Source organism: Pseudarthrobacter phenanthrenivorans, from assembly GCF_036455295.1.
Lineage (GTDB): Bacteria > Actinomycetota > Actinomycetes > Actinomycetales > Micrococcaceae > Arthrobacter > Arthrobacter phenanthrenivorans_C.
The window spans coordinates 276,008-301,882 of record NZ_JAYXNX010000004.1; the positions used below are offsets into that span (position 1 = coordinate 276,008).

Sequence of the window (25,875 nt, forward strand, 5' to 3'; positions counted from 1 at the left end):
TATGTCAGCCGTCACGGCTCCTGCCAAAAGCCAGTCCACAGGCACCGTCGCTCCCGGGTTCGAGGACGTACGGGCCCAGTTTGATGCCTATCTCGCCGAGGACCCCAACTACAGCGCCCAGCTGGCCGTGTACTGGAAGGACCACCTCGTGGTTGATCTGGTCGGAGGAGACGGCCTGGACCGCGACACGTTGACGGGAACGTTCTCGGCGACAAAAGGCGTCGCCGCAATAGCCCTGGCGACGCTGGTCAGCTCAGGACAGCTGGACCTTGACCAAACGGTGGTTCACTATTGGCCGGAATTTGGCGCCAACGGAAAAGAACGGGTGCTTGTCCGCGAGCTCTTGTCGCACCAGGCTGGACTGATCAACGTTGACGCGGGGCTGGAAACCGCGGACATACTGGACTCCCGCCGCGCGGCCCCCAAACTCGCGGCGCAACGGCCGTACTGGCGCCCGGGATCAAGCTTCGGTTATCACGGCCTGACCATCGGATCCGTCATCGAGGAACTCGTGCGGCGGATTACGGGCCTGACGTTGCAGGAACTCTACGAGAACACCGTCCGCGCACCCCGGGACATTGACTTTTGGCTCGGCCTGCCGGAATCAGAAGAGGATCGGTTCGAAGCAGTACGTCCCGCGCAACCTACGACCGAACAGCTTGAAATCATGTCCGCAAGCCAGATGTCGCCGGATGGTCTTGGCGCCCTGATGTTCAACGGTGTCAACAGCCTTGTACCGCCAAACCTGGGTCCCTACTCACCCAATCGCCGCGAAGTGCGGGCGGCTGGCCCTGCCGCAGTTGGCGGTATCGGATCGGCAAGGGGGCTGGCGCAGGTTTACGCAGCAGCCATTGGCCTGACGGGGGATGCCCTCGTAGACTCCGATACTGTTGCGGCGATGGGGCAGCAGCAGGTGTGGGGAGTGGACAGGGTCCTGAATTTCCCGGCGTCGTTCGGTGTCGTTTTCATGAAGCCCCACCCAGGCTCTGATTTTGGCAGCTACCAGGCGTTTGGCCATGATGGTGCCGGTGGGGCGCTCGGCTACGCTGACCCGCTGTACGGCATCAGCTTTGGCTATATCCCGCTCCAGATGCAACTGCCGGGCGGCGCGGATGCGAGGGCGATCCACCTCTCGCAAACCGTGAGGGCTGCTGTCCGCCAGAGCTAGGCGCCAGGGAGCCATGGCCGTCTCTGGCCATGGCTCCGCGGAATGTCAGGCGTTCCCGCTGCCTGCGGGGAGCGTGGCGTAGGCGTGGCTTGCCTGCAGGATTCCGGTGACGACATCAAGCTCAGCGTCGTTCCGTGGTCCATAGATCATGACCATTCCCCGGGCAAGCCGGATCCCGGCCAGGGGATGAGCCACGCCCCAACCTTTGGCTATGGCATCGCGGGCAAGAGCCGGAGGCAGGGCCGTATGCAGTGATCCATCGTACTCGGGGTGGAGGTGCGCAAACTCTCCGGCCTGTGGAACGAGGAATGCGTCGAGCGGCGCCCGTGCGTCGCGTTCGACCATGAACCCTGATGCACCGGGCACAGAGATGGCTGACTGGCGTGCAGTTACCCCGGGCAAGGCGAGGACACGGTCCAGGAGCCGCTCCCGGACGTGGCGCGGGCTATTGTCGGAGCGCTGCTCCTGCGGTATCGACCAGGAAACATCGGGGCGGGCGCCGGAACGAACCGGGAGCGCGCCGTCGGGAAAGGCGCTCCAGGTGCCATCGTCGGACGGCAGAGTGCCGCGGGAGGCGAGGAAGTGCAAACGCTCCGCGATCCAGCCGCCAAGCTCCGCAACGGTGGCATTGGTGAGGCCGTGGCCGCCGGGATCGCGGCGGGCGTAGCTGGGTGCGCCGGAACCACCGAGCAGGTAGGTCCACGTTCGGTCGAGGAGCTCGCGGGGGATGACAGTGTCCGCTTCGCCTTGGGCAACGAAGACCGGCACCCCGGCCAGGCGGGCAGGTGAAGTGGGGACGCCGGCGTCGAACGGTAATGTTCCGTAGAGGATGGCAGCGCCTGCGAAACGCTGTGGATCGGACAGGAGCAGACCTCCGGCAAATGCTGCGCCGCCGCTGAAGCCGACGAGTATTACCTGGCGACCCGGAGGTGCGACATTATCGAGCCACTTGCGGAACCAAGCCATCGTCTGATTGAGGGACTCCGCTACCGGACGGCCAATTCCACGGTTGGCAAACCAGGCGTAGCCGCCTCCGGCCGGAATCGGTGCGCGGACAGCGGCGTACGACGGGCCCGCTGGCAGGTGTCCGGCCAAACCGATGATGCCGGTCTCGTCCGCGCCGCGTCCATGCAGCAGCACCACCAGGGGACGGTCGGTGGTGTCAGGGGTGTGCCAGACAACCGTGGGTTCGTCGAAGGCGTTATTCATTGGTTGTCCTCATCAGGATTAGTTTCGGTGATTCGGCCAGCGGTGGGTACACCGGACCATGTGCGCAGTTCGTCGTCGAGCTCCAGCGGCTCAACGGGCGCGGTGTTCGCGTACTCGCCCCAATGCTGGCGGGGAAGCATCCACATAAGTTCGAACTCGTTGCCGTCCGGATCCGCCCCGTAGACGCTTTTCGTGGCCCCGTGGCTGGATTGACCTGTATACGCGCCGGCATGTTCCAAGGTCCTTCGGGCTTCCGCCAGCTCTTCGATGGTGTCCAGTTGCCAGGCAAGGTGGTAGAGCCCGACGCCGCCACGCACCTTGGGCTGCGCGGTGTCGCCTACCCCGAAGAGGCCGAGGTCGTGGTGGTTGCCGGAGCGCGGAAGCCTCAGGAAGGACGCGTTGGCGCGCGGTTCGCGGGCGACGACTTCCATTCCGAAGAGCTGGGTATAAAAGCGCTCGGCCCTGGCAAGGTCGGTGACGAAGAGTACAGCATGGTTCAGCCGGACGGGTGAGACTGGCATCGGAACGTGGTTCTTTCTCGGTACGGAAGCCGCGCCCGTGGTCCGGGAGCCGGCCTCTTAGCCGGCCGGTTCCCGGAAAGCACGGTGGTGCGGAGTCGGGTTGACTGCCTGTTTAAGCCTTGACGGCGAAGCCGCCGGTCCAGGCGATCTTTTCACCGGCGGCAAGGGCGATCTGCAGGAAGCCCGTTGCCTCCAGCTCACGTGCCCGGCGCAGCGATCCGGCGTCGATGGCGCGCAGCCCGGCGGCGGAGATGAGCCCGGCGAGCCGGGTCTTCGCGTCCGCGTCGTCCCCGGCGATCAGCACTGTAGTGGGCTGCCCGGCGATTTCGCCCGAGGCCAGTGTGGCCGCGAAGGTGGTGTTGAACGCCTTCACTACGCTGGAGTTGGGAAGCGCGGCCTGGATCTGGGCGGTGGCTGAGGAATCGGCCGGCACGGTCAGGGAGTCGAAGGTTTCGAAGTTCAGCGGATTCGTGATGTCAACAATGATCTTGCCGGCGAGCTGCTCGGCACGCTGGGCCAGGATCTCCTGCACGGCCGGGTAGGGAACAGCCAGAACGACAATCTCTCCGGTAATGGTCTTGTCAGTGTCCCCGCTGCCGAGGACCTGGACGGTATTGCCGCCCTTCTCTGCGATGCCGGCGATAGCCGAGCCCATGTTGCCCTGTCCGAGGATGCTTACTGCAGTCATAACGGTCTCCTTTGTGTGCAGGCCCCATTGGTTGAGGCTTCAACTAAATAGTAGCGCCCGAAGTTAGTTGTTGCAACAACCAATTTGGGGAAGAATGAAGGCATGGAGACACGATGGCTTACAAGGGATGAATTGGCCGCCTGGGTACGGCTGTATACGGTGGTTGAACTGCTGCCGAATGCGCTTGACTCCCAGCTCCGCCGCGACGCGGATCTGACGAACTTCGAGTACTACGTGCTCGCCATGCTTTCGGAAGCTCCGCGGCGGACGCTGAGGATGACAGATCTGGCAGCGCAGACGAGCGCCGCGCTGGCGCGCCTGTCCCACGTCGTAAAGCGTCTTGAAGCACGCGGCCTGGTGGAGCGCTTTCCGTGCCCCGAGGATCGGCGTGCAACCAACGCCCGCCTCACCGACGGGGGGCAGCGCAAAATTGCCGAGACCGCGCCCGGGCATGTGGAAAACGTCCGGCGGAACGTCATCGACGCACTCACGCCGGAGCAGCTCGGTCAGTTGCGGGGGATTGCCGATGCCCTATTGGGGAAGCTCGACCCTGACGCGGCGATGGCCCCTCTGTACCGCCGGCATGACGGACCTGAGTGAGTTGGCTATAGGAGGGGCGGTGCCAAAGTGGGCCCCGTGAAAATAGTTGACGCGACAAGTAATGTGCCATAGGCTTTTACTTGAAACATCAACTTATTCCTTTTGAAGACCGCTACTGCAGGCTTCAGAAGGCGAGAAAAGAGGACCGCACCATGACTTCTCCGATTCAGCCCGCTGCCGCCCAGTCCACCATCGCCCGCACAGTCCTGCGCCTCGTTGTGGGCGTTATCTTCTTCGCCCATGGCTGGCAGAAGATCTTCGACTACACCATCCCCGGCACCCAGGCAGCGTTCGCACAGATGGGGGTACCGGCCGCGCAGCTGGTTGCTCCGGCGATCGGCTTCCTGGAACTCCTTGGGGGCGCCGCCATCATTGTCGGCGTGCTGGTTCGTCCCGTGGCCATCCTCCTGGCACTGGACATGCTTGGCGCCCTCTTCCTGGTGCACGCCCCGGCCGGAATCTTCGCTGACAAAGGTGGTTACGAACTCGTACTCGTCCTGGCGGCCGGCGCCGCAGCCCTCGCCATCGTCGGGGCAGGCCGTTTCTCCGTCGACGCTTTGCTCTTTGGCCGTAACGGTAACCGTACCCTGGCAGCCCTGGCCTAAGCGGCAGCCAAACTCATAAACGACGAATGGCGCCGGCACCCGCATAAGCGGATGCCGGCGCCATTTCGCTTAAAGGCTAGATGGCCTGTACTGCCTTGATGGCCGGCATGACGCGATCCGTGACCTCATCGATGCCGCCGACGCCGTCGACTTGGGCGAGGATGCCGCGCTGGGCGTACTTTGTCACCACGGGTTCGGTCTGTTCGTGGTATAGGTCCAGGCGGTGGCGGATGACGGTTTCGTTGTCGTCGCTCCGGCCGGTTTCCTTGGCCCGGCCCAGGAGGCGGTGCACCAGCTCTTTGTCGTCGGCGGTGAGCTGCAGGACTACGTCGAGCTTCTCGTCAGCGTCAGCGAGGATCGCGTCCAGGTAGTCCACCTGCGCGGTGGTGCGCGGGTAGCCGTCCAGCAGGAAGCCATTTTCGACGTCGGGTTCGCCCAGGCGGCCGCGGACCATCATGTTGGTTACGCTGTCCGGGACGAAGTCGCCGTTGTCCATGTACTTCTTTGCCTTGACGCCCAGCGGGGTGCCACTCTTCACGTTGGCACGGAAGATGTCGCCGGTGGAGATGGCCACAACGCCGAGGCGCTCTGAAATCCGCTCCGCCTGCGTTCCTTTTCCTGAACCGGGAGGTCCAATAATCAGCATTCTCGTCATCGCAAAAGCCCCTCGCTCTAGATCCATTTCGGTGCTGCGGGGGTGCCTTCGGTGGTGCCCGGGCCGGTGGCGGTGACGCCGCTGTTGCCGCGGCCGGCGGCCCATTCGACGACGGCGGGCAGCGGCCCGGTGATGATCGTTGGGTCAGCGGTGCCCGCATCGCCAAACGCCAGGTCCGTACCGTCCACCGTGACGAGGAGTCCGGTGTCGGTGCCGCGCGTGTGCCAGGCGCCGGTGATGTCCTTGATCAGGCGTTCCAGGACCGGTGCGGGGATGTCGCTGAAGCTGGCTCCGTTGTCCAGGTCCACGGCGTGCATCCAGACTTCGCGGGTGCGCATCCAGACGGTTTCTTCGGCGGGGACGGTTCGGCCCTGGGCGGTCTTGACCTTGTGGTGCCAGGCGTCGGAGGGCAAGTCGCGCCATTCGACGTTCAGGTGCACTGCGGAGTGGTCGAAGAGGTGCCGCAGCGCGATCGGGGAGAGGGTGGCGCCGAAGTCGATTTCATGGTTGCGGGCCTCGGGGGAGGGGTACATGGGTGTTTCCACGCCGGTGGCCGCCCATTCCACCAGCCGCGCGATGGCCCGGGCGTTGTAGCCCACGTGCGCTACGACGTGCCGGCGCGTCCACCCCGGAAGGCGGGTGCCGCCGTCGAGCTCTGCATCGGAAAGCTCGTTGAGCTTGCGGGCGAAGAACGCGGTGCCACGCCGCGCCTGCAGGAGGTCTTCCTGCAGGCGCGGGTCTGTGGTTTGGTCGTGGCGGGCGACCATCAGGCTTCCTTGACCACGCGGTTGGTCAGCTGGCCGAGTCCTTCGATGGTGGTGACCAGGACCTGGCCCTCCTGCAGGTAGCGCTTGGGGTCCTGGGCGTGGCCCACGCCGCCGGGGGTGCCGGTGGCGATCACATCGCCCGGGTTCAGGGTGATGATGGTGGAGATGTAGGAGACCAGGTATTCCGGGGTAAACACCAGGTCCGAGGTGGGGGTGCGTTGCTGGACTTCGCCGTCCACGGCCGAGGTCATCAGCGGGCCGGGGGTGAATTCGTCCTTGGTGACCAGGGCCGGGCCGAACGGGGTGGACTTCTCCCAGGTCTTGCCCTGCAGCCACTGGATGGTGCGGAACTGGTAGTCGCGCATGCTGATGTCGTTCAGCACGGCGTACCCGGCGATGTGGTCCGCGGCCTGCGCTTCGGGGATGCGGCGGCCGGCCTTGCCGATGACGACGGCGAGTTCGGCTTCCCAGTCCACGGTGTCCGATTCCTGCGGCAGGGCCAGGTCATCGTTGGGCCCGATCAGGGATTCGGCGTACTTGGCGAACAGGGTGGGGTACTCCGGGACCTCGCGGCCCATCTCCTTGATGTGGTTGCGGTAGTTGTGGCCCACGCAGATGATCTTGCCGGGAGAGGGCACGACGGCGGCAAGGTCGGCGCCGGCCAAGGGGTGCGTTGCGCCGTTGGCCGCCTTCGCGATGGTTTCCCAGGCGGAGTCCTGCAGGAGGGCCCCGACGTCGGAGAAGCCCGGGATTTCGGTGAGGGTGTCGCCGTCCTGGCGGACCGCCGTCGTGCTCTTGCCGTTGCCTGTGCCGTCAGCGGTGCGGAGGGTGAGGAGTTTCATTACTTGGTGCGTCCTTCGATGTAGGTGCGGTTGAAGTTCAGGCGCTCAAAGATGGGGGCGTCGCTGAACCGGAACAAATCAAACTCAGTCTCGGCCTGCAGGGACCACGCGGCCCAGGACGGGACCACGAAGAGGTCGCCCTTGGCCAGGACCCGGGTTTCGCCGTTCAGGGTCACGGTGCCGGTGCCTTCGAAGACCTGCCACACGCTGGAGCCCACCTCGCGGACGGCTTCGGTGGTGGCGCCGGCACGGAGCCGGTGGAACTCGGCGCGGATGGTCGGCATGACGTCCCCGCCGGTGGTGGGGTTGGTGTACCGGATCGCGGCGTGGCCCTGGGACACGGTGGCCGGGTGGCCCTCGTCCTCCAGGAGCAGCTGTTCGCGCAGCGCGGCGTCGGTGTACTTCCACCGGTACGCCGCGATGGGGGAGTTCGTGGTGTTCTCCAGGCCGGAGAGGGGGCGCAGTCCGGGGTGGGCCCACAGCCGTTCGGAGCGGGAGATGTCCGGGGTGGCCTCGTCGGTGACGCGTTCGGTGCCGAACTCGAAGAACCCGGCGTCGGCGTAGTGCACGAACGGGATGTCGAGGCCGTCGATCCAGGCCATGGGCTCGTCGGTGTCGTTGTGGTGGCCGTGGAAATTCCAGCCCGGCGTCAGCAGGAAGTCACCGCGGGACATCCGGACCGGGTCACCGTTCACCACGGTCCACACTCCCTCGCCCTCGACGACGAAGCGGAAGGCGTTCTGCGAGTGGCGGTGCTCCGGGGCTGTTTCGCGGCCGCCCAGGTACTGGATCGCTGCCCACAGCGTCGGGGTGGCGTACGGGGTGCCGGCCAGGCCCGGGTTGGCCAGGGCGATCGCCCGGCGTTCCCCACCACGGCCCACGGGCACCAGGTCCCCGGCGCGGGCAGCCAACGGGTACAGGTCATCCCACCGCCACACATGCGGGACCGCCTTGGGCGACGGGACCATCGGCATCAGGTCCCCGATCTCCGTCCACAACGGAATCAGGTTCTCTTTACCGAAATCCCGGTACAGCTGCTCAAGCTGGGCAGCCTCCTCCGGAGTTGGCTCCGGCAATGCGTGGCTGGCAGCAACTGATTCATGGGTGATGTTTTCAGTCATGGCAATCCTCTACTTTGAGTTGGCGCTGGCGGTGGCAAGCCGTTCTGCTATATCCGCGCGGAGTTCCTTCTTATTGATCTTGCCGACCTTTGTGGCCGGCAGTTCGTCTACGACCACCAGGCGTTCGGGGATCTTAAACGCAGCGATGCCAGTTTCGCGGAGCATCTGCTGGATCTGTTCAAGCGTTACCTCGGTGCCCGGTTTCACCGTGATGTAGAGACAGAGCTTTTCGCCCAGCACCGGATCGGGCATCGCGACCGCCGCCGCCATGGTGATGTCCTCGATTCGATAGACGAGGCTTTCGATTTCCTCAGCCGAGATCTTTTCCCCGCCACGGTTGATCATGTCCTTGTCACGGCCCTGGACAATGAGGTTTCCGTCGGGCCGGCGCTCCACGATGTCCCCACTCGCATACCAACCGTCCGGGGTGAAGGCACGGGCATTTGCTTCAGGAGCCTTGTAATAGCCCCTTGGCGTGTAAGGACCGCGGGTCAAGATGGACCCTGCCACACCGTCGGGAAGGTCATTGCCAAATTCGTCCACGATTCGGATTTCGTCGGCTTCGGACACGGGGTGGCCCTGCGTAGTGCAGATAACGTCTTCCGGATCATCCAATCGTGTTGTGTTGATCAGCCCTTCAGCCATCCCGAAAACCTGCTGCAGCGTTGCGCCGAGGACTGGCTTGACCTTTCGGGCAATCTCATCCGGGAGCCTGGAACCGCCGACCTGAATCACTTCAAGGCTGGCCAGCTGGGTGCCGCCTGTTTCCTCCTGGTACTCGATCCAGCGTTGGGCCACCGCCGGAACAGCCGTTGAAAGCGTAACCTTCTCCCGTTCGATCGCGGCGAAAGCCTTCCGCGGTTCCGGGCTGGGAAGCATAACAACGCGGCCGCCGGCGAAAAGGATCCCAAGTATGCCGGGGCAGGCAAGCGGGAAGTTATGGCTCGCTGGCAGGGTCCCCAGGTAGACGGTGTCTTCAGTGACGCCCGTCGGCAGGGACGTCGCCTTGATGTTGTAGGCATAGTCGTTGTGGGTCCTGGTGATCAGTTTTGGCAGGCCGGTTGTGCCACCTGAAAGCAGGAATAACGCAGGAGAATCAGGCGAGGGTGCGTTTTTATCAAGTCTTGCGCGGGCAGCCTGTGGATCTTTGCCCGGTGCCAGGATTTCCTCGAGCCGGACATTCATGGGATTGGCAGCACCAGAAACGAGGATCGTCTCCAGCGATGGAATTGCAGCCACCAGATCCTCTGCCAACGCCTGGTGGTCAAAGTCCTTGATCTTGTCCGGGACGGCGATGGCCCGCGATTCGGAAAGCTCCGACAGGAAGGAGAGCTCGTACTGCCTGTGTGCCGGCAGTGCCATTACCGGGATGATGCCGGCACGGAAACACGCCAGGGTCAGCAACGCGAATTGCCAGCCGTTGGGCAACTGGACCATCACACGGTCATCCGGCCGAAGGCCGAGCTGCAGAAGCCGCTCCGCGCCGGCATCCATCCGGTTGGCCAGGTCGGCGTAGGTGAGCCGAACGTCGCCATCGACAATCGCGACCTTGTCAGGCAAGCGGTCGGCCGTTTCGAGAATGTAGCTTCCCAGGGCGCGGTCCTCCCAGTAGCCCCTGGCGCGGAATTCGGCCGCAAGGTCTGCCGGCCAGGGGGTGGTTCCCTCACTGGTGTGGCTTGTCATTTCATGTCCTCCTCGACATTGATCACTACGGCATCCAGCGCCACGAGTCCTTCGTGTGTCAGGCGCAGGGGATTGATTTCGATCTCGGCGATTGCGTCGTTGGATACAAGTGCATCCCCCATCTTGACCAACACGCCAGAGAGTTCGGCTATATTCAGCATGGGCCCGGACCGGAAGCCGTAGAGGAGCTCACGAGCCAGCAATTCGTTGGGCATGGCTTCCGCTGCACGATCTGACAGGGGAGCGGAACGGATGGCAACGTCGGCGTAGACTTCGGCCGCAGTGCCACCCAGGCCAAGAACGACAATCGGACCGAAGACAGGATCCCGACGGACGCCTGCGACTAAATCAATCCCGGATGGGGCCATGGATTCAATCAGGAATTCGTGTGCATCGGCGGCCTCCAAGGCATCCAAAGCCCGGTCCATGTCTTCACTGGATTTCACTCCCAGATGCACGCCGCCAATCTCGGTTTTGTGCAGGACCGCGGCGTCGAGCAGCTTGACCGCTACCGGACTGCCGAGCTCCAACAAGGCTTCGTGCGCTGCGGCGCGGCTGGCGCAGCTCCGCCGTGCCGGCGTCCTGATGCCAAGCGCGCCGACCAGGTCCTTTGCGCGATTCTCATCCCATGGACCGTGGATATCCGGCCAGGTGAAGCTTCTGGTTTCGGCTCCAGACCGGATGAACTGTCCCCGTGAATCGTTAACCAAGGCGATGAGGCCGTGGGCCAGCGACGTTGGTCCGGAGATCAAAGGCAGATCATGCTGCTGGGCTGATTTCCGCGCGCGTTCCAGATCGCTTTCCGGTCCGTCCACGCCAATTACAAACGGCATTGAACCTGCAGCGCCGGACTCCACGACGGAAAGGGGGAGATCGGCCACCGGTTCGGTCAGCCCGTACAGGGCTACGACGTCGACTGCGGGGTCAGCAGCGACCGCAGCAACAATCTTCTCGTAGCCAGGTCCGGGCCGTCCCGTATCGACAGGGTTGGCCTGGAAGGTCAGGGGCGGTAAGAGCGTGCCGATGAGGTCCTGAGTCGGCTGGGCAAGCCGTGGCACGGACACGCCGGCGCCGTGAAGGGCATCTGCAATCAGCAGACCTGGACCCGCTTGCCCCGTGATGAGTCCAACTCCTGGATCGGCAGCCGGAGCAAGCCGCCGGCCAGCCAGGGCGGTGACGGCGGCGACCAGCTGGTTCTCGTCGTCGACAATTACTGCTCCGGCCTGTTTGAGAACTGAACGTGTAGTCCGCCACGATGTGGCCAAAGCGCCGGTATGCGACTGTGCGAATTCAGACACATCGTTCCGGCCCACAACAAGCGCAACGACGGGCTTCACTGCGGTTAGGCGGGAAACGGCGTCTACGAGGGCAGGCCCATCGGAGACGGTTTCCAAGTGAAGGGCAACTGCCTTCGTCTGCTCATCGCTGATGAGGTAGTCCAGTACGTCGGGTGCGGTGATGTCCGTTCCCGCCCCGATACCGACGGCGAGGCTGACGCCTGCACCGGAACGCTGCAGGTGGAACGCGAGGACGTGATTGACGCCGCCGCTGGCGGCCACAACTGCCACTGCGCCCGGTTCCAGGTCAGCAACACCTGGAACGAAGCTGGCCCGCAGGTTGCGCCCAGGCACGAAGAAGCCCGAGGTGTTCGGGCCGAGCAGCCGGATGCCGGTGTCACGAACGGCGTCCTCCACCTGAACCGAGTATTCGACACCAGGACCGCCTGCTTCAGCAAAACCGCCTGCGCACACCAAGGCAGCTTTGGCGCCATTCGCGGCGCTGTCGCGCAATGCCTGGGCCGTAACGCCGGCCGGGACGCAGAGCACCGCGAGATCGGGGCCGCCGGGAATCGCCGCAGCAGCCTCGGCGATGCTGGTGTGCATGCCGTTCTCGCCCCTGCTGTTCACCAGCTCAACGGGTGCGCTGTAGCTTGAGAGGGATTGCGCCATGACAGCGCCTAGCTTCTCGGGGCTTGACGATGCACCGACTACGATGATGCCCCGGGGAGCGAAGAGGGCAGACAGGTTATGCATCGGTGGCCCCCACGTTTGCCGTAGCTACGGCGTCAGCACGGCCTGAGAGCACCAAAGTCAGGTTGGATGCCGGCCCCCGATCATCAACGATGATACTGGTCAGGCCGCGTCCGAGGCGTGCCTCCTCTGACAGGAGGATCCGGGTGAATGCGTTGCCGCCCTGGATTACAACAGCCGCAGCTTCTGCAGGCAACTTCGCGAAGGCGGCGTTGAGCCCGGATTCCGTTTCCGGCGCGGTGATCAGCAGGGCAGTGTTGATGTTGGCCTGATCCGGATCAGTAACCAGTGCGATGCTTCCGCCCGGTCCGGACAGCGCCATACCCGTGCCCTCTGTGGAGAGGGTCAACGAGCGGCCGCCAAACTGCGTCGTTCCCGCGCGAAGCGGAGTTTCAAGGGGCGCATGCCCGTGCCTGTCCAGCCAGTCCTGTTCCGCGGAGGCAACGAGCTCCGGATCCCGCATGCGGATCTTGTCGATGTCGATGCTGCGGGAGAAGAAATGGAAGGTGAACTGGGTGGGGTCGAAGGAGTTGTAGTACCTGGCGAAGTGTTCCCACCAGCTGAGGCCACCGCGGGCCTGGTTTTGGATCTTGGCAACTTGAGGCTGGCGTTCTGCCTCATAATTGGTGAAGGCCTGCTCAAGGTCATCCTGGTGGGCGGCCACTTCGCGGACCAGGGTGATGGCGTCTTCCATTGCCATCTTCGTGCCGGAGCCCACGGAAAAGTGTGCCGTGTGGACGGCATCCCCCAGAAGGACGACGTTGTCCTTGTGCCAGGTCCGCGTCCGCCGGGTCCGGAAGTTGGCCCACCGGGAGTTGTTGGCTACGAGAGGCTCCCCGGCGATGTCTTCGGCGAACAGCTTTTCAAGGAATCGCTGCGTCTTCAGGTCCGACGGGCCCGGAGGCTGGCTCGCATCGAACTCGTCCAGGCCCGCCTTGCGCCACGTGTCTTCGTCCGTTTCAACAATGAAAGTGCTGAGGTCCTCGCTGATCGGGTAACCATGCACAGCGAAGTTGCCAAATTCGCTCTGCCGATGAACGAAGGTAAGTCCTTTGAACTTGTACGTGGTACCGAACCAGATGAACTTGGCGGTTGCTGTTTCGGTGGTGTGGCCCAAGCTCTCGCCCAGTTGTTCGCGAGTGGACGAATTGGCGCCATCTGCACCAACGATGAGGTCAAAGTCCGCCAGTTGCTGCAGGTCGGGGACGTACTGGCCAAAACGCATGTCGACACCAACTTCGGCGGCGCGTTCCTGCATCAGCTTAAGCAGCGTCTTGCGGTAGATGGCGGCCATGCCGTTGCCGCCGAAGGATTTCTGTTCACCTTTGAGCCAGACTTCAATGTCCTCCCAGTGGGTGCCGTAGTCGCGGAGTCCGTCCCGGACCACAGGGTCCGCATCGTTAATGCGGTTCAGCGTGGCATCGGAAAACACCACACCAAAGCCGAAGGCGTCCGTGGCCTGGTTGCGTTCAAAAAGTACGACCTCGGCGTCCGGGACGGTCTGCTTGAACAGGGTTGAGAAGAACAGTCCGCCGGGACCGCCGCCAATGCAGGCTACGCGAAGTGCCATCGATGCCACCTTCTAAGGATTGGGAATTCGGTGAGAGAAGTCTCGGCAACAAGTATGTAACCAATCGGCGCGCACCGTCAAGTATTTGTTACATGTCAGCAGCTGCCATCTCCGCGACTTCCTGGCCGGGGCCGATTGACTGCCCGAGTATGCGCGAAACGTATTCGGTGGCGGCGGTCCCCAATTGCCGGTGGGCAGCTCCGAAGAGCCGGTACGCATCACTGCTTGGCCAGTTTTTGGGCTGGAGCTCGGCGGGCAGGTATGGGTCCCGGAAGAGGAAGCGGCGAAAGTCTCCGATGATGCGCATCCGGTCGATAAGGGCCGTGCGGCCATCTTTTGCAGTATTGACGGCCTCGTCGTTAAGGCTCGCGTAGGTCGTCAGGAACTGCTCATAATCCCTTCCGAGCTGGTCCAGGTCCCAGCATCGCGCGGCAAGCTCGCGGTCTTTGGCGGGATCTCCGGTTCCGCACCAGAGGGCATCGACTTTCGCGGAGGGGTTTTCGTCGGCAATTTCCCGGACCTCAGCCATCAGGTCGTGAGGGCTGAGCCAAGTGGAAGGTGAAAGCTGGCCGAAGCCATGCCAGGCGAGCTGCTTCCGCAGTTGCTCCCGGACTGAGCGTTCTGACTCGGGAACCTGGTAGATGGCCATCGTCCACCGACCATTCCAGCTGTCATCCCGGCGACGGAAGATCCGCTCGCGCCCCTCATCGAGGATGTCGAGCATATGCGGCGTGAGTGCATAGACCGTCTCCCTGCCTACGCGCCGGGTGGTGAACCAGCCTTCCTTCCGCAGGCGGGAAAGGTTGACCCGCACGGTCGCAGGCTCGATGTCGAAAACTGCCAGCAACGCTGTGATGTCAGCAAGCTTTACCTCACTGCCTGCATACCGTAGGTAGTCCCCGAAAAGGTCCAGGATCAGTGCTCTGGGTTTCCACTGCACGGAACCCTCCATATCTATGCGCCGGCCTCTTCGGGCGGCTCGAGCCAGTGTGCAACAAGTATAGGAAGGGTGGCGGCGCATCAGCCGCGCGGGATCCCGACCTTTCCTGTTGGTGGGCGTGTCAAGATTTATGCAACTTGATCTTGACGCCCAACGGTTTAATGTTACATTTGTTTGTGGGTCAGGTCACACCTGACCCCCAAATTCTCTGGAACCACCACAATGTCGTGTATCCCACCTGGAGTCCTCATGGCTTTTCAATCGCCAGCCCCATCCTCGGTTCGCCCGCGCAAATCTGCGGCTGTAGTCATTTTCCTTTGCTTCCTGGCTATCGTTTTCGACGGCTACGACCTGGTCGTCTACGGCGCCATCGTTCCCAAGCTTCTGGCCTACAAGCCCTGGGGACTCACCCCCGTCGAGACGGGAGCAATCGGCAGTTACGCTCTGGCCGGAATGTTCATCGGCGCCATCCTGATCGGATACCTCACTGATATCGTCGGCCGCCGCAAGGTCATGATGGCTTCCATCGCGGCCTTCTCACTGCTGATGCTGCTGACCGCCTGGGCTCCGACCCCGGAACTGTTCGGCCTTTTCCGCTTCCTGGCCGGCCTGGGCCTGGGAGGAGTCATTCCCACCGCAATTGCTTTGACGGTCGAGTTCTCCCAGTCCCATCGCCGCAACTTCAACAATGCCTTGATGTTCTCGGGATACGCCGTGGGCGGCATCCTGGCGGCCCTGCTGTCGCTTGCTTTCCTGTCGTCGCTGGGGTTCCAGGGCATGCTCGCGCTGGGTGGTATCCCCTTGGTCGTGGTGGTGCCATTGCTCTTCAAGCTTCTCCCGGAGTCGCCTACCTTCCTTGCAGCCAAAGGTGACAGGGCGCAGGCCGAGCAAATCATTGCCGACTACGGCCTTGAGCCACTGCCGCCAGTCCGGGCTGTGGGAGACGCGCCTGAGAAGGGCAGGTTCCGCACCCTCTTGACGGGTAAGCTCCTCGTCGCAACGATCCTTTTCTCATTGGCCGGCATCTGCGGGCAGACCCTCGTATACGGCTTGAACACCTGGCTTCCGCAGCTCATGGTCATCGCCAAGTACTCACTGGCTTCGTCCTTGACCTTCCTTCTCACGGTCAACATCGGTGCCGTGGTGGGCGTTCTCGTGTCCTCCCGGATGGCAGACAAGTTCGGCCCCCGCAACGTCACCGCGATTTCTTTTGCCTGCTCCGGGGTCGCATTGGTCCTTATGGGCACAGGGATAATGCCCCTGTTCGCCATGTACTTCCTGGTCGCAGTGGTGGGCTTCGGTTCAGTCGGCGCACAGATCCTCGTCAACGGCTTCGTGGCCACGTATTTCTCGGGTGCCACCCGGGCCACCGCCCTCGGGATCACGTTGGGCGTCGGGCGTATCGGCGCCGTACTGGCCATCTCCGGTGGTGGGGTGCTGGTGGCGGCCGCCCTGGGCAACTTCATCAATTTCTCGATCTGGGCAGTGGCCGCAGCCATCGGCGTCGTTGCCATCCTGGCCGTGCCGCGCCGTTCAGCAACTTCGGATGAAGACGCGTCCGCTCCGGCTGCCGCATCCAACACTATTCCTCACTAACCACCGTCATTCAGGCGGCACCGCCGCTCGTGCCGAATTACATCTATTAAGGAGTCACCTTGCAGACGCAACTCATCATTGACAACGAGCCCCGGAGCGGCCGCGAAGGCAGGACGTTCGAACGTCGTCATCCTGTCACGGGTGCGCTCGTGACGGAGAGTGCAGCAGCCGACGTGAACGACGCACTCGACGCGGTGGAATCGGCCGCCAAGGCATTCACCACCTGGTCCACCTCGGGCCCCAGCGAACGGCGGGCAGTGATGCTCAAGGCCGCCGACATCATGGAACGCCGCGGCCCGGAATTCATTGAAACCATGATGTCCGAAGTTGGTGCAGCCCAGCTCTGGGCCGGCTTCAACGTCTTCCTCACGGCCCAACTGTTCCGGGAGGCGGCCGGCCTTGCTACCCAGATCCAGGGCGAGACACTTCCAACCGACAAGCCCGGCACCCTGTCAATGACCGTACGGCAGCCTGCCGGCGTGGTGCTTAGCATGGCGCCGTGGAACGGAGCAGGCGTGCTCGCCGCTCGGGCCATCGCTTACCCCATTGTCTGCGGCAACACGGTGGTCTTCCGCGCGTCGGAAACGAGCCCACGTACCCACGCCATCATCGCCGAGGTGCTGCATGAGGCCGGAGTCCCCGCTGGTGTCCTCAACTTCATCACCAGCACTGCAGAAGACTCGGATGCGGTGGTTGAGGCCATAATCGCCCACCCGTCAGTTCGCCGCATCAACTTCACCGGGTCGACATCAGTCGGCCGCATCATCGCCGAAAAGGCAGCCCGCCACCTCAAGCCGGTTCTGCTTGAACTGGGCGGCAAGGCACCTTTCGTAGTCCTTGACGACGCTGACATTGATGGCGCGGTCAATGCAGCGGTCTTTGGATCTTTCCTCTACCAGGGCCAAATCTGCATGTCCACCGAACGCTTCGTGGTCGATGACAAGGTTGCGGACGAGTTCGTTGCAAAGTTCGCAGCACGTGCAGCGGAGTTGGGTGCGGGGGACCCCTTGACGGACGAAGCCTGCATTGTGGGTCCGATGATCCGGGAAGAGTCCGGTACGCGAATCAACGGGCTCATCGAGGACGCGCTGGCCAAGGGCGCTGAACTCGTAGTCGGTGACCGTGCAAACGGTGCCTCCATGCCTGCCACCATTGTGGACAGGGTCCGGCCGGAGATGTCGATCTACGATCAGGAAACATTCGGTCCGATAACCACCGTAGTCCGCGTATCCGGCGTGGAAGAGGCGGTCCAGGTGGCCAACGATACCGAGTACGGCCTGGCAGCCGCAGTCTTTGGAGCCGACAGCACCCGGGCTCTGCAGGTGGCCATGCGGATCCAGGCCGGCCACGTCCACGTCAACGGGGCCACCGTCCAAAATGAGGCGCAGGCCCCCTACGGCGGCATGAAAAACAGCGGCTACGGCCGGTTCGACGGCCGGGCGGTCATCAACGAATTCACAGAACTCAAGTGGATCACCGTAGAGCAGTCTGATCAGCAGTACCCCTTCTAGGCCCAAATCACCCTGGCAACGAATCAGAACAATATCCAAGGAAGTCATGACCATGCAGGTAACCGCAGCAGTGGCACGCGAGCCCAGGCAGCCGCTCACGATTGAAGAACTTGAGCTTGATGAACTCCGGCCAGGTGAAGTGCTCGTAAAGATGGTGGCCACCGGTGTGTGCCATACGGACGCCATTGTCCGCGACCAGGTGTATCCGACCCCATTGCCGGCAGTTCTTGGGCATGAAGGAGCCGGAATTGTCGAAAAAGTAGGGGCTTCAGTCACGACGGTTCAGCCGGGAGACCATGTGCTGCTCGCTGCTGCGTATTGCGGAAAATGCGACCGCTGCCGTTCCGGTCAAATGGCGTACTGCGAAAATCTCTTCGCCGCTGACTTCGGCGGCCGGCGGGCGGACGGAACTACTGCGTTGAGCAAGGACGGGGAGGTCATTTCCTCCCATTTCTTCGGCCAGTCGTCCTTCGCAACGTACGCGAATGTCGTCGAGGAAAGCGTCGTCCGGATTGGCGCGGACGTCCCGCTGGAGATCGTGGCACCACTCGGTTGCGGTATCCAAACCGGTGCCGGTGCGGTGCTCAACGAGTTGAAGCCTGCACTGAACAGCACGCTTGTGGTCATTGGAACCGGGGCTGTCGGGTCTGGTGCCATTATGGCCGGCAGGGTAGCGGGGTGCGCGCGTATCATCGCCGTGGACATCCACACTTCCCGGCTTGATCTAGCAAAGGAGCTCGGTGCGACGGACGCGATCAACACCAAGGAACTTGACCTTACGGACGAGATCCTTCGCCTGACGGACGGCCGCGGTGCTGATTACGTTATCGACACCACGGCCCGGCCGGAGCTGCTCCGCAAGGCAGCGGACGCCTTGGCCTTGCGCGGCACCCTTGCGCTGGTGGGCGCAGCAAAACCGGGAACAGAGGTTACTTTCGAGATCGGACTTTCACTCGTCAAGGGCTGGACGTTCAAAACCATCATTCAAGGCAGTTCGGTGCCGCAGGTGTTCATTCCCAAGCTCATCGCTCTATGGAAGGAAGGCCGCTTCCCAATGGACAAGCTCATGAGCAACTACGCCCTTGAGGAGATTAACCAGGGCTTCGAGGATTCGGCCAAGGGAACGGTCATCAAGCCCGTCATTGTGTTCCAGCAATGATGGGCAGTCCTACTGCCTGAGGTTCGTCACCTCGCACAGAAGAGGTCGACGGCGGGTGCCCACCCGCCGTCGACCTCTTCTGTGTTTTGCCCCCAGCCAACAGACAAACCTTGTGCGATCCCTAGCTCACTACCGACGCGTCACAGGCGAGAAGCTCGGTGGTTCGCATGATCGCTGAGCGTCGGCGGGTCTGATCTGGGCTGCCCGTAATGACGACATGGACGTTCTGGCTCGTCATCCATGCATGGCACAACGTGATGATGGTGAGCAGGAGGTCCTCGGCGGCAGCCTGGCTTACGCCGGAAAGGGCCGCGCGGAGTTCCGCCACTTTGCCTGCCGCATGTACGGCCCGTTTGTCGGCACCGACCGGATGATCCCGCTCAAGGCCCTCCCAGGCGGCAAGGCGCGCCAGGCATGGATGGCTCGTGGCAAAGTCAAAGTAGCTACCCGCGAACTCGGCAACTGCCTTTGGACCAGAGCCCCGTATCGGAAGATCGCCCAGCGCTGAGCCGAGTTCCCGGGTGAGTGCTGCCTCAAAAAGCTTTGCCTTGTTGCCGAAGTAGAAATAGATGCGCTCTTTGTTGCATCCCGACCTCTTGGCTATGTCGTCCACCCGGGCACCCGAAAAGCCGCGGTCAGAAAACTCCGAAATGGCTGCATCGAGGAGCTTCGCTTTTGTTGCGTCCGTGTCCCATGCCATACCTACATCCTAACTCCAACTGACCGTTTGCAATTTCACGGGGGTGAGCCTACGGTTAGTCCAACCGAACGTTTGGAGACTGAATGGAACACGAGGGCAGGGCTCTTGCCGCCGATGAAACGGACATGCATCACCGTCACGCAACCGGCATTGCATCCGTGCATGTCCGCGCAGTCGTAACGTGGCTGGCCATATTTCCGATGGCCGCTGCAGGCATGTGCGCCCTGGGGGCGCTGGCTCCGCAACTGCACCCTGTGTTGCGCGCTTTCGTTCTAACCCTGGTGGTGGTGCCCATCGCGGTGTACTTTGCGGTGCCCCGGCTCCTACTGCTTCAGACACGTCTCGGAAGGGCGACGCGCACCAGAGCGCGGCGCCGTGCGAAACGCATATAGCGGTTCCGCAACACGGGGATGGTTGCCATTCCTGTGACTACGACAAAGGAGATTGCAGTGCAGATAACTGCTGCTGTAGCACGCGGGAACGGCGCCCCATTCACGATTGAACAGCTGGAACTGGACGATCTGCGCCATAATGAAGTCCGGGTTCGGATGGTGGCCACCGGCATCTGCCATACCGACACCCTTGTTCGTGATGGTGTTTATCCCACCCCATTGCCAGCGGTGCTGGGGCATGAGGGCGCCGGCATCGTCGAGGCAGTCGGTGACTCGGTCATTTCCGTGGTGCCTGGCGACCATGTGGTCCTGGCGGCTGCGTATTGCGGCCACTGCAAGCGGTGCCGCAACGGCCAGATGGCCTACTGCGAGAATTTGATGGCCGCGGACTTCGGTGGGCGCCGGGCGGACGGTGCGACGTCCCTGAGCAAGGACGACGAGGTTATTTCATCCCACTTCTTTGGCCAGTCGTCCTTTGCCACGTACGCAAACGTCGTCGAAGAGTCTGTTGTCCGCGTGGACAAGGATATCCCCCTGGAGCACCTCGGCCCGCTTGGCTGCGGCATTAACACCGGTGCCGGCACCGTCCTGAATGAACTCAAACCGGAAATCGGGTCCTCGCTCGTTGTCTTCGGCACGGGGGCAGTAGGTTGTGCGGCAGTCATGGCAGCGCAAGTGGCGGACTGTGCCACCATTGTCGCCGTGGATATCCACGACTCACGCTTGGAACTCGCCCGGGAACTTGGGGCAACGCACGTCATCAACTCCAAGACGGAGGACGTGGCAGAGCGGCTGCGTGAGATTACAGACGGTGCCGGGGTCGACTACGTTGTGGATACCACTGGAATTCCTGCACTGCTTCGTCAGGCGGCCGATGCTTTGGGCGTCCGCGGAACAGTCGCGCTCGTCGGCGCGGCGAAGCCCGGTACTGAAGTCGCCTTCGAAGTTGGCGCGTCGCTGGTAAAAGGCTGGACCTTCAAGACCGTGGTCCAGGGCAGTTCCGTGCCCCAGGTCTTCATTCCGCGGCTCATCCAGTTGTGGCAGGCAGGGCGGTTTCCTTTTGAAAAGCTGGTGGGCGACTACAGGCTTGAGGACATCAACCAGGGCTTCGAGGACTCGAAAAGCGGCAAGACGATCAAACCGGTCATCATCTTCTGATCCGGATCGTGCCGGCTGGGCGGCGGCGGTTTCGACCGTCGTCGCCCACTTCCGTTTGCTGCCAAAGCTTAGGAGTCCGGGGTGTGTGGCAGTCCCCAGCGGTGGCGAATTGTGGACACCAACATCTCGAAATCTTCGGCCATATCCGGGTAGCCCGGATCAGACAACCACTGGATCTGCAGCCCATCCATGGCTGCGATGAGGCTGCGGGCAATTGAATCGACGGGCGCGTCCTCAGCCAGTGTCCCGTTCTCCGCGGCTTCGCCCAACGCCTGCCGGATTCGCTGGGCCGAACTTTGATGGTGGCTCCGCAGCCAGGCGTTTGCTGGATGCTGGGGGTCCACTGCCTCAGCTGCGACCGTGGTGAACAGCCGGACAATCCCTTGCTGTTGCTGGTTGAGCCGTACGAGTTCGACGAGGGATTCCAGATACGCCCAGCCCCTACGGTGGGCCTGCCCAGGTTGCGCAATGCGGGCCTGGTCCACTTCGTCGCGGCGGTCCATGGTGGCCTGCAAAAGGAGATCCTTGGTGGGGAAGTAGTGCACCAAGCCGGAGAGACTCATTCCGCGCCCCCGGGCAATTGCGCTCATTGTTAGCCCCCTGAAGCCCTCTACGGAGAACAACTGGGTGGCCGCTGTGAGGATCTCCTCACGGCGAATGGTGCCATCAGCTCCCTTCGGACGGCCGCTCGGGCGGCGTGGCGGACGGGCAGCGGTGGCAGCCTGCATGATGTCTCCTGGATGTGCCGCGACGGTGGCGGGCCGCTGCTTCAGCGGACCGCCACCGTCTCTGGAATGGACGTGAGGATTGCCTCACGCGAGGCGCCGGAAGAGCTCAAAGATTGTCCGGTACGCGTGCAATCCATAACAGCCTACGGCCGGAAGGAAGCCGGGGCGTACAGGGCGGCGCTACCGAACTCCCTTGATGGGCAGGATGACGAGAGCTCCAGCGAGTGCTGCTGCTGCAGCAGCACCCAGCAGCAGGCCATAGTTGGGTGTTGCCGCTGCCCCGACGGTCAGGAGCCACGCGCCTGCAAACGGCGCCAGGGACTGCGGCGCTGCATTGGCCATGTTGAAGACGCCCAGATCCTTTGCGGTGCTGTTGGCGTTAGGGAGGACTTCCAGCACCAAGGCCATGTCCACGCTTGCGTAAATGCCGAAGGCGACACCCAGCAAAGCCTCGACGAGGTAGAACTGTTCAACGCTTTCCACGTGGACGAGGACATACGTACCGAGGGCGAAAAGGGCGGTCGCCACAGCGACCGGGAGCTTTCGGTGGCCGGTGCGGTCGGACAACCATCCGGCCAGGTAGCTCGCTGGCACCAGGGCCACCGTATATACGAGCACTCCCATGAACACTGCGCCGGCTGCCTGGGCTGCCTCAAGGTGCAGCCGGTCCACGATGAAGGGAAGGCGGAATGAAGTGAACATGAAGCTGGACAGGAAGATCAGGAACCTTGACCACCAGGCAAACCCGTAGTCGCGGTGCTTTAGCGGGTTGACCCAAAAGGACTGTACGAGCTCCTTCACGGTGTGCGCTTCGCCACAAGCCCGTGGTTGGTGACTTTTTGTGACGAAATCCTGGAGGCGCGAAGAAGCGTGGCCTGCCCTTGGCTGGCCACGCTTCTTGTTCCGCGGCAATGCGGTCGTAAGCCCGGCACCAGAGGTCTTGCCCCTGGCCCGGAAGTCCGCTGTACCTGCCGAGGGGCCAGGCCCTATACGTGGAGCGTTGCCCCGGTAATCTCCGCGGTCGTCTGGAACTCGGCGATGTTCGTCAAGGCATAGGACAGGGCCGCCCCGTGCCAGTCTGCGTTGATGCTTGATGTTGCGTCCGTCGCGAGGACCGCTCGATAGCCGTGGTCCGCCGCATCACGAACCGTGTGTTCCACGGCCATGTTGGTCCAAACTCCTGCCACGACAACCGTATTTACTCCCACGTTCCGCAGCAGCACATCCAGGCCGGTGCCGTTGAAGCTGCTCATTCGGTTGCGGATCAAGACGGGCTCGTCCGGAAGCGCCTCCAAACCTTCCAAGGCATCTGCGCCCCAGGACCCGAGCTTCAGTGACTCCGGGCCGATCATCTGGAAGATAGGGGCATTGGTGCCGCCATACTTGCCGCCAGGGTAGAACACAATGCGGTTGTGGATGACCGGCATTGAATTGCTTCGCGCCCACTCGAGCAACTGCCGCACGTGGGGGACCAAGCCCTGCTCGCGGGCGTGGTCGGCTGCCCCGAAGGAGGCGAAAGCGCCCTCCGGGTGGGCGTTGTCATTCTGAAGATCTACCAGCAGTAGTGCTGTATTGCCGGCAGTAAGGGGAACGTTGGCCATGGAGTCTCCTGTTTCGTATGGCTAGGGGGATCGGTTGGAATACCATAAGCTGAAACCCTCGATTCGAGGTATTCTATTCCCGCGCAGAGGAAAAGCTGGGCCCGCAGTGGCGGGCCCAGCCTTGGTAATCCCGTATCAACGCAAGGCGTGGCGCTGGGTTCAGCTCGTGGGGTCCACAAGCAGTTTCATCTTCCTGCCTGCGCGGAGTTGCTCGAAGCCGTCTTCGATGACTCCGGTGAGGGGGATGTCTTCGACCCATCCTGTGGTGTTGTAGTGGTCCTTTGCCATGAGGTCGATGACGGCGGAGTAGTCGGCGCTGGTGTAGCAGATGGTGCCTTGGATGCGGCGTTCCCTGAGGACAAGGTTGATCAGGGGGGTTGGCAGCGGCTTTTCGTAGATGGCCACGCTGATGAGGGGGCGGCGTTCCCCGAGGCATTCGAGGGCTGACTGAACAGCGGGGGCGACTCCTGCAGCGTCAAAGGCGGCGTCTACTCCATCTCCGTTGGTCCGGTCGGCTATGAGGGCCGTGACGTCTTCCTTTGTTGGGTCCAGGGTGCGGGCACCGAGGGCCTCGATGGACTTGCGGCGGGTCTCAGAGGGTTCGACGACGTCAATTTCTGTGAGTCCCATTCCGCGCAGGGCAAACCAGAGGCCGATGCCGATGGGGCCGGCTCCGTAGATCAGTGCCCTGCTTTGGTCGTTGACTTCCCCCAGGGTGGCTGCGTGGTAGGCGACGGACATCGGTTCGACGAGTGCCCCCATTTCCAGCGAGACATTGTCGGGAAGCTTATGGACTTGGTTGACCGGGACGACGGTGTATTCAGCCATGCCACCATCTGCCATCAGCCCATGGAAACCGATCACGTTGCACAGGTTGTAAAGGCCCGTCCTGCAGGGCCGACACTCGCCGCACCGGTAGATGGGCTCCACGACAACGCGGTCACCTTGATGGACATTGGTGACACCCCGGCCGACTTCCGTGACCAACCCGGAGAATTCGTGGCCCAGTGTCAGGGGCAGGCATTTGCCTGTGAGTGGATGCGGCTCGCTGGGCGGGATGAAGATTGGGCCGTCGTAATACTCGTGGAGGTCGGTGCCACAGATGCCATTGCGGCTGACTTTGATCTTTACTTGGCCCTCGCCTGGAGTGGGTTCCGGGACGTCTTCAATTTCGACTTTGTTTTTGCCGTAGTACACCGCTGCGCGCATTGCGCCTCCTCGAATGTGTGTCCAGTTTTAGATGGTGCGGACAAGCTTTTTGTTGGCGAACTCGTTCAGGCCGTACTTGCCCAGTTCCCGGCCGATGCCCGAACTCTTGACGCCACCGAAGGGCAGGTCGGGAGCACTTTTGATGGTGGTGTTGATTCCCACCATGCCCACTTCCAGGCGGTCGGTGACGTAGGCGGCCTGCTTCTCGTCGTTCGTGAATATGGCGCTGCCGAGGCCGTAGGGCGAGTCGTTGGCCAGTGTGATCGCTTCATCGACGGAGTTCACCCGGTGGAGTACGGCTACTGGTCCAAACAGTTCTTCCCGGTACGCGCGCATGTCCGGTGTGACGCCGGACAGGACGGTCGCCGGGTAGTAGGAACCGCGGCCTTCGGGGATATACCCGCCGAGGTGGACGGTGGCTCCCTTGGCTACCGCATCGTCGACCTGTTCGGCGAGTTCTGCCCTTGCTTGGGCGGAAGACATCGGACCGAGGCGAGTGTCCTCGCTCATGGGGTCACCGATTTGCCATTCGGCTGCCTTTGCCAGGAACGCGTCAAGGAAAGAATCCCAATTCGCGGAGTCGACGATCAGCCTTTTCGAGGATGTGCACGCCTGGCCGGCATTCCCGAACCGGCCTGCGGCCGCCGCGGCGGCAGCCTTTTCCACATCGGCTGAGGGAAGCACCAGGAACGGGTCTGACCCTCCGAGCTCAAGGACGCATTTCTTCAGGTGCTGTCCCGCCAGTGCGCCGATGGCGCTGCCTGCCTTTTCGGAACCGGTGAGGGATACGCCTTGCAGTTCCGGGCTGGCGATGAGGTCCGCCACCTGTCCCGACGTGGCGAATATGTTCTGGTAGACCCCGTCAGGCGCACCGGCGGCACGAATGATGTCCTCGATCCGCAATGCCTGCTGCGGGCAGTTGCTCGCATGCTTGAGCAGAATCGTGTTTCCCAGCAGCAAATTAGGGGCGATGAACCGTGCTGCCTGGTAGTAAGGGAAGTTCCACGGCATGACGCCAAGGAGCGGCCCGATGGGCGCTGTTCGGACCAGGGCGCGGCCGGCCCCGGCGATATCGAGTTCCTCGTCAGCGAGGAGTTGTTCCCCGGAGGTGGCGTAGTACTCAAAAATCGCGGCGGACAATTCGACTTCGGTTCTTGCCTGGGAAATGGGCTTACCCATCTCCAGCGTCATGAGCTTGGCCAGGTCGATGGAGTGCTGCCGGTGCAGGTCCGCTATCCGTTGCAGGAGGGCGCAGCGTTCGGCGAGGTCGGTCGCATGCCAAGACCGGTAGGCCTCGTAGGAGCGCTTCAGGGAAGCCGCCACCTCCGCGTCGGTCATGGTGTCAAATTCCTGGACCACGTTTCCACTGGTGGGATCAACAGTTGCATATTTCTTCATTGAAAGACTTTCATCATGTTGGGG

The 25,875-nt window shown here is 62.7% G+C and carries 24 protein-coding genes; 7 read left to right on the forward strand and 17 right to left on the reverse strand.

Annotation, left to right across the window (positions count from 1 at the left end):
* Nucleotide 1: 1 nt before the first annotated feature.
* Nucleotides 2–1,168 (forward strand): serine hydrolase domain-containing protein, encoded by a 1,167-nt coding sequence (locus tag VXJ37_RS07335; RefSeq protein WP_331322388.1) that lies wholly within the window; start codon nt 2–4, stop codon nt 1,166–1,168.
* A gap of 45 nt (nt 1,169–1,213) precedes the next feature.
* Here VXJ37_RS07335 and VXJ37_RS07340 read toward each other — a convergent pair whose 3' ends face one another.
* The 3 genes from VXJ37_RS07340 to VXJ37_RS07350 all read right to left on the reverse strand — a co-directional run bounded on the left by VXJ37_RS07340 (nt 1,214) and on the right by VXJ37_RS07350 (nt 3,586).
* Entirely contained in the window at nt 1,214–2,377 is a 1,164-nt protein-coding gene (locus VXJ37_RS07340) for a luciferase domain-containing protein (RefSeq protein WP_331322389.1), read from the reverse strand.
* Nucleotides 2,374–2,898 (reverse strand): VOC family protein, encoded by a 525-nt coding sequence (locus VXJ37_RS07345; protein ID WP_331322390.1) that lies wholly within the window; start codon nt 2,896–2,898, stop codon nt 2,374–2,376. The genes VXJ37_RS07340 and VXJ37_RS07345 overlap by 4 nt, the downstream gene beginning before the upstream one ends.
* Before the next feature lie 112 nt (nt 2,899–3,010).
* The gene (locus VXJ37_RS07350) at nt 3,011–3,586 is read right to left on the reverse strand and encodes an NADPH-dependent F420 reductase (protein WP_331322391.1); all 576 of its coding nucleotides are present in this window, start codon (nt 3,584–3,586) and stop codon (nt 3,011–3,013) included.
* Nucleotides 3,587–3,688: 102 nt separating this feature from the next.
* Between VXJ37_RS07350 and VXJ37_RS07355 the strand changes: the two genes are divergently transcribed.
* A complete protein-coding gene (locus VXJ37_RS07355) occupies nt 3,689–4,186 on the forward strand; it encodes a MarR family winged helix-turn-helix transcriptional regulator (protein WP_331322392.1) in 498 nt (165 codons plus the stop codon).
* 152 nt (nt 4,187–4,338) lie between these two features.
* Nucleotides 4,339–4,791 carry a DoxX family protein gene (locus tag VXJ37_RS07360; protein ID WP_331322393.1) on the forward strand — a complete coding sequence of 151 codons (453 nt, stop codon included), beginning with the start codon at nt 4,339–4,341 and terminating at the stop codon, nt 4,789–4,791.
* 76 nt (nt 4,792–4,867) lie between these two features.
* Here the strand turns inward: VXJ37_RS07360 and VXJ37_RS07365 are convergent, their stop codons facing one another.
* The 8 genes from VXJ37_RS07365 to VXJ37_RS07400 all read right to left on the reverse strand — a co-directional run bounded on the left by VXJ37_RS07365 (nt 4,868) and on the right by VXJ37_RS07400 (nt 14,399).
* The gene (locus tag VXJ37_RS07365) at nt 4,868–5,437 is read right to left on the reverse strand and encodes an adenylate kinase (RefSeq protein ID WP_331322394.1); all 570 of its coding nucleotides are present in this window, start codon (nt 5,435–5,437) and stop codon (nt 4,868–4,870) included.
* Nucleotides 5,438–5,463: 26 nt separating this feature from the next.
* Entirely contained in the window at nt 5,464–6,213 is a 750-nt protein-coding gene (locus tag VXJ37_RS07370; protein WP_331322395.1) for a maleylpyruvate isomerase family mycothiol-dependent enzyme, read from the reverse strand.
* Nucleotides 6,213–7,055: a fumarylacetoacetate hydrolase family protein gene (locus VXJ37_RS07375; protein WP_331322396.1), complete on the reverse strand. Its 843-nt coding sequence runs from the start codon at nt 7,053–7,055 to the stop codon at nt 6,213–6,215. The genes VXJ37_RS07370 and VXJ37_RS07375 overlap by 1 nt, the downstream gene beginning before the upstream one ends.
* Nucleotides 7,055–8,176, reverse strand: coding sequence for a cupin domain-containing protein (locus VXJ37_RS07380; protein ID WP_331322397.1), 1,122 nt, complete (start codon nt 8,174–8,176; stop codon nt 7,055–7,057). Before VXJ37_RS07380 ends, VXJ37_RS07375 begins: the two co-directional genes overlap by 1 nt.
* A 9-nt stretch (nt 8,177–8,185) precedes the next feature.
* Nucleotides 8,186–9,859, reverse strand: coding sequence for a (2,3-dihydroxybenzoyl)adenylate synthase (locus tag VXJ37_RS07385; RefSeq protein ID WP_331322398.1), 1,674 nt, complete (start codon nt 9,857–9,859; stop codon nt 8,186–8,188).
* Nucleotides 9,856–11,892 (reverse strand): acetate--CoA ligase family protein, encoded by a 2,037-nt coding sequence (locus VXJ37_RS07390; protein WP_331322399.1) that lies wholly within the window; start codon nt 11,890–11,892, stop codon nt 9,856–9,858. The genes VXJ37_RS07385 and VXJ37_RS07390 overlap by 4 nt, the downstream gene beginning before the upstream one ends.
* On the reverse strand, nt 11,885–13,459 hold the full coding sequence (locus VXJ37_RS07395) for an FAD-dependent monooxygenase (RefSeq protein ID WP_331322400.1): 1,575 nt from the start codon (nt 13,457–13,459) through the stop codon (nt 11,885–11,887). Before VXJ37_RS07395 ends, VXJ37_RS07390 begins: the two co-directional genes overlap by 8 nt.
* Nucleotides 13,460–13,547: 88 nt before the next feature.
* The gene (locus VXJ37_RS07400; protein ID WP_331322401.1) at nt 13,548–14,399 is read right to left on the reverse strand and encodes a PaaX family transcriptional regulator; all 852 of its coding nucleotides are present in this window, start codon (nt 14,397–14,399) and stop codon (nt 13,548–13,550) included.
* Between the two features lie 249 nt (nt 14,400–14,648).
* Here VXJ37_RS07400 and VXJ37_RS07405 point away from each other — a divergent pair, with 249 nt between their 5' ends.
* Genes VXJ37_RS07405 through VXJ37_RS07415 form a run of 3 tightly spaced genes read left to right on the forward strand, consistent with a single transcriptional unit; the run spans nt 14,649 to nt 18,665 of the window.
* Nucleotides 14,649–15,995: an MFS transporter gene (locus tag VXJ37_RS07405; RefSeq protein WP_331322402.1), complete on the forward strand. Its 1,347-nt coding sequence runs from the start codon at nt 14,649–14,651 to the stop codon at nt 15,993–15,995.
* 59 nt (nt 15,996–16,054) lie between these two features.
* Nucleotides 16,055–17,506 carry an aldehyde dehydrogenase gene (locus tag VXJ37_RS07410; protein WP_331322403.1) on the forward strand — a complete coding sequence of 484 codons (1,452 nt, stop codon included), beginning with the start codon at nt 16,055–16,057 and terminating at the stop codon, nt 17,504–17,506.
* A gap of 46 nt (nt 17,507–17,552) precedes the next feature.
* The gene (locus VXJ37_RS07415; RefSeq protein ID WP_331322404.1) at nt 17,553–18,665 is read left to right on the forward strand and encodes an NAD(P)-dependent alcohol dehydrogenase; all 1,113 of its coding nucleotides are present in this window, start codon (nt 17,553–17,555) and stop codon (nt 18,663–18,665) included.
* A 121-nt stretch (nt 18,666–18,786) separates the two neighbouring features.
* Here the strand turns inward: VXJ37_RS07415 and VXJ37_RS07420 are convergent, their stop codons facing one another.
* Nucleotides 18,787–19,365 carry a TetR/AcrR family transcriptional regulator gene (locus tag VXJ37_RS07420; RefSeq protein ID WP_331322405.1) on the reverse strand — a complete coding sequence of 193 codons (579 nt, stop codon included), beginning with the start codon at nt 19,363–19,365 and terminating at the stop codon, nt 18,787–18,789.
* A gap of 449 nt (nt 19,366–19,814) precedes the next feature.
* Between VXJ37_RS07420 and VXJ37_RS07425 the strand changes: the two genes are divergently transcribed.
* Nucleotides 19,815–20,915: an NAD(P)-dependent alcohol dehydrogenase gene (locus VXJ37_RS07425; protein ID WP_331322406.1), complete on the forward strand. Its 1,101-nt coding sequence runs from the start codon at nt 19,815–19,817 to the stop codon at nt 20,913–20,915.
* A 68-nt stretch (nt 20,916–20,983) separates the two neighbouring features.
* Here the strand turns inward: VXJ37_RS07425 and VXJ37_RS07430 are convergent, their stop codons facing one another.
* The 5 genes from VXJ37_RS07430 to VXJ37_RS07450 all read right to left on the reverse strand — a co-directional run bounded on the left by VXJ37_RS07430 (nt 20,984) and on the right by VXJ37_RS07450 (nt 25,851).
* Nucleotides 20,984–21,643, reverse strand: coding sequence for a TetR/AcrR family transcriptional regulator (locus VXJ37_RS07430; protein ID WP_331322407.1), 660 nt, complete (start codon nt 21,641–21,643; stop codon nt 20,984–20,986).
* A gap of 180 nt (nt 21,644–21,823) precedes the next feature.
* On the reverse strand, nt 21,824–22,444 hold the full coding sequence (locus VXJ37_RS07435; protein ID WP_331322408.1) for an MFS transporter: 621 nt from the start codon (nt 22,442–22,444) through the stop codon (nt 21,824–21,826).
* Between the two features lie 185 nt (nt 22,445–22,629).
* A complete protein-coding gene (locus VXJ37_RS07440; RefSeq protein ID WP_331322409.1) occupies nt 22,630–23,244 on the reverse strand; it encodes a cysteine hydrolase family protein in 615 nt (204 codons plus the stop codon).
* A 159-nt stretch (nt 23,245–23,403) separates the two neighbouring features.
* A complete protein-coding gene (locus VXJ37_RS07445; protein ID WP_331322410.1) occupies nt 23,404–24,453 on the reverse strand; it encodes a 2,3-butanediol dehydrogenase in 1,050 nt (349 codons plus the stop codon).
* A gap of 27 nt (nt 24,454–24,480) precedes the next feature.
* Nucleotides 24,481–25,851, reverse strand: a complete 1,371-nt coding sequence (locus VXJ37_RS07450; protein ID WP_331322411.1) for an NAD-dependent succinate-semialdehyde dehydrogenase — start codon at nt 25,849–25,851, stop codon at nt 24,481–24,483.
* Between the last annotated feature and the right edge of the window lie 24 nt (nt 25,852–25,875).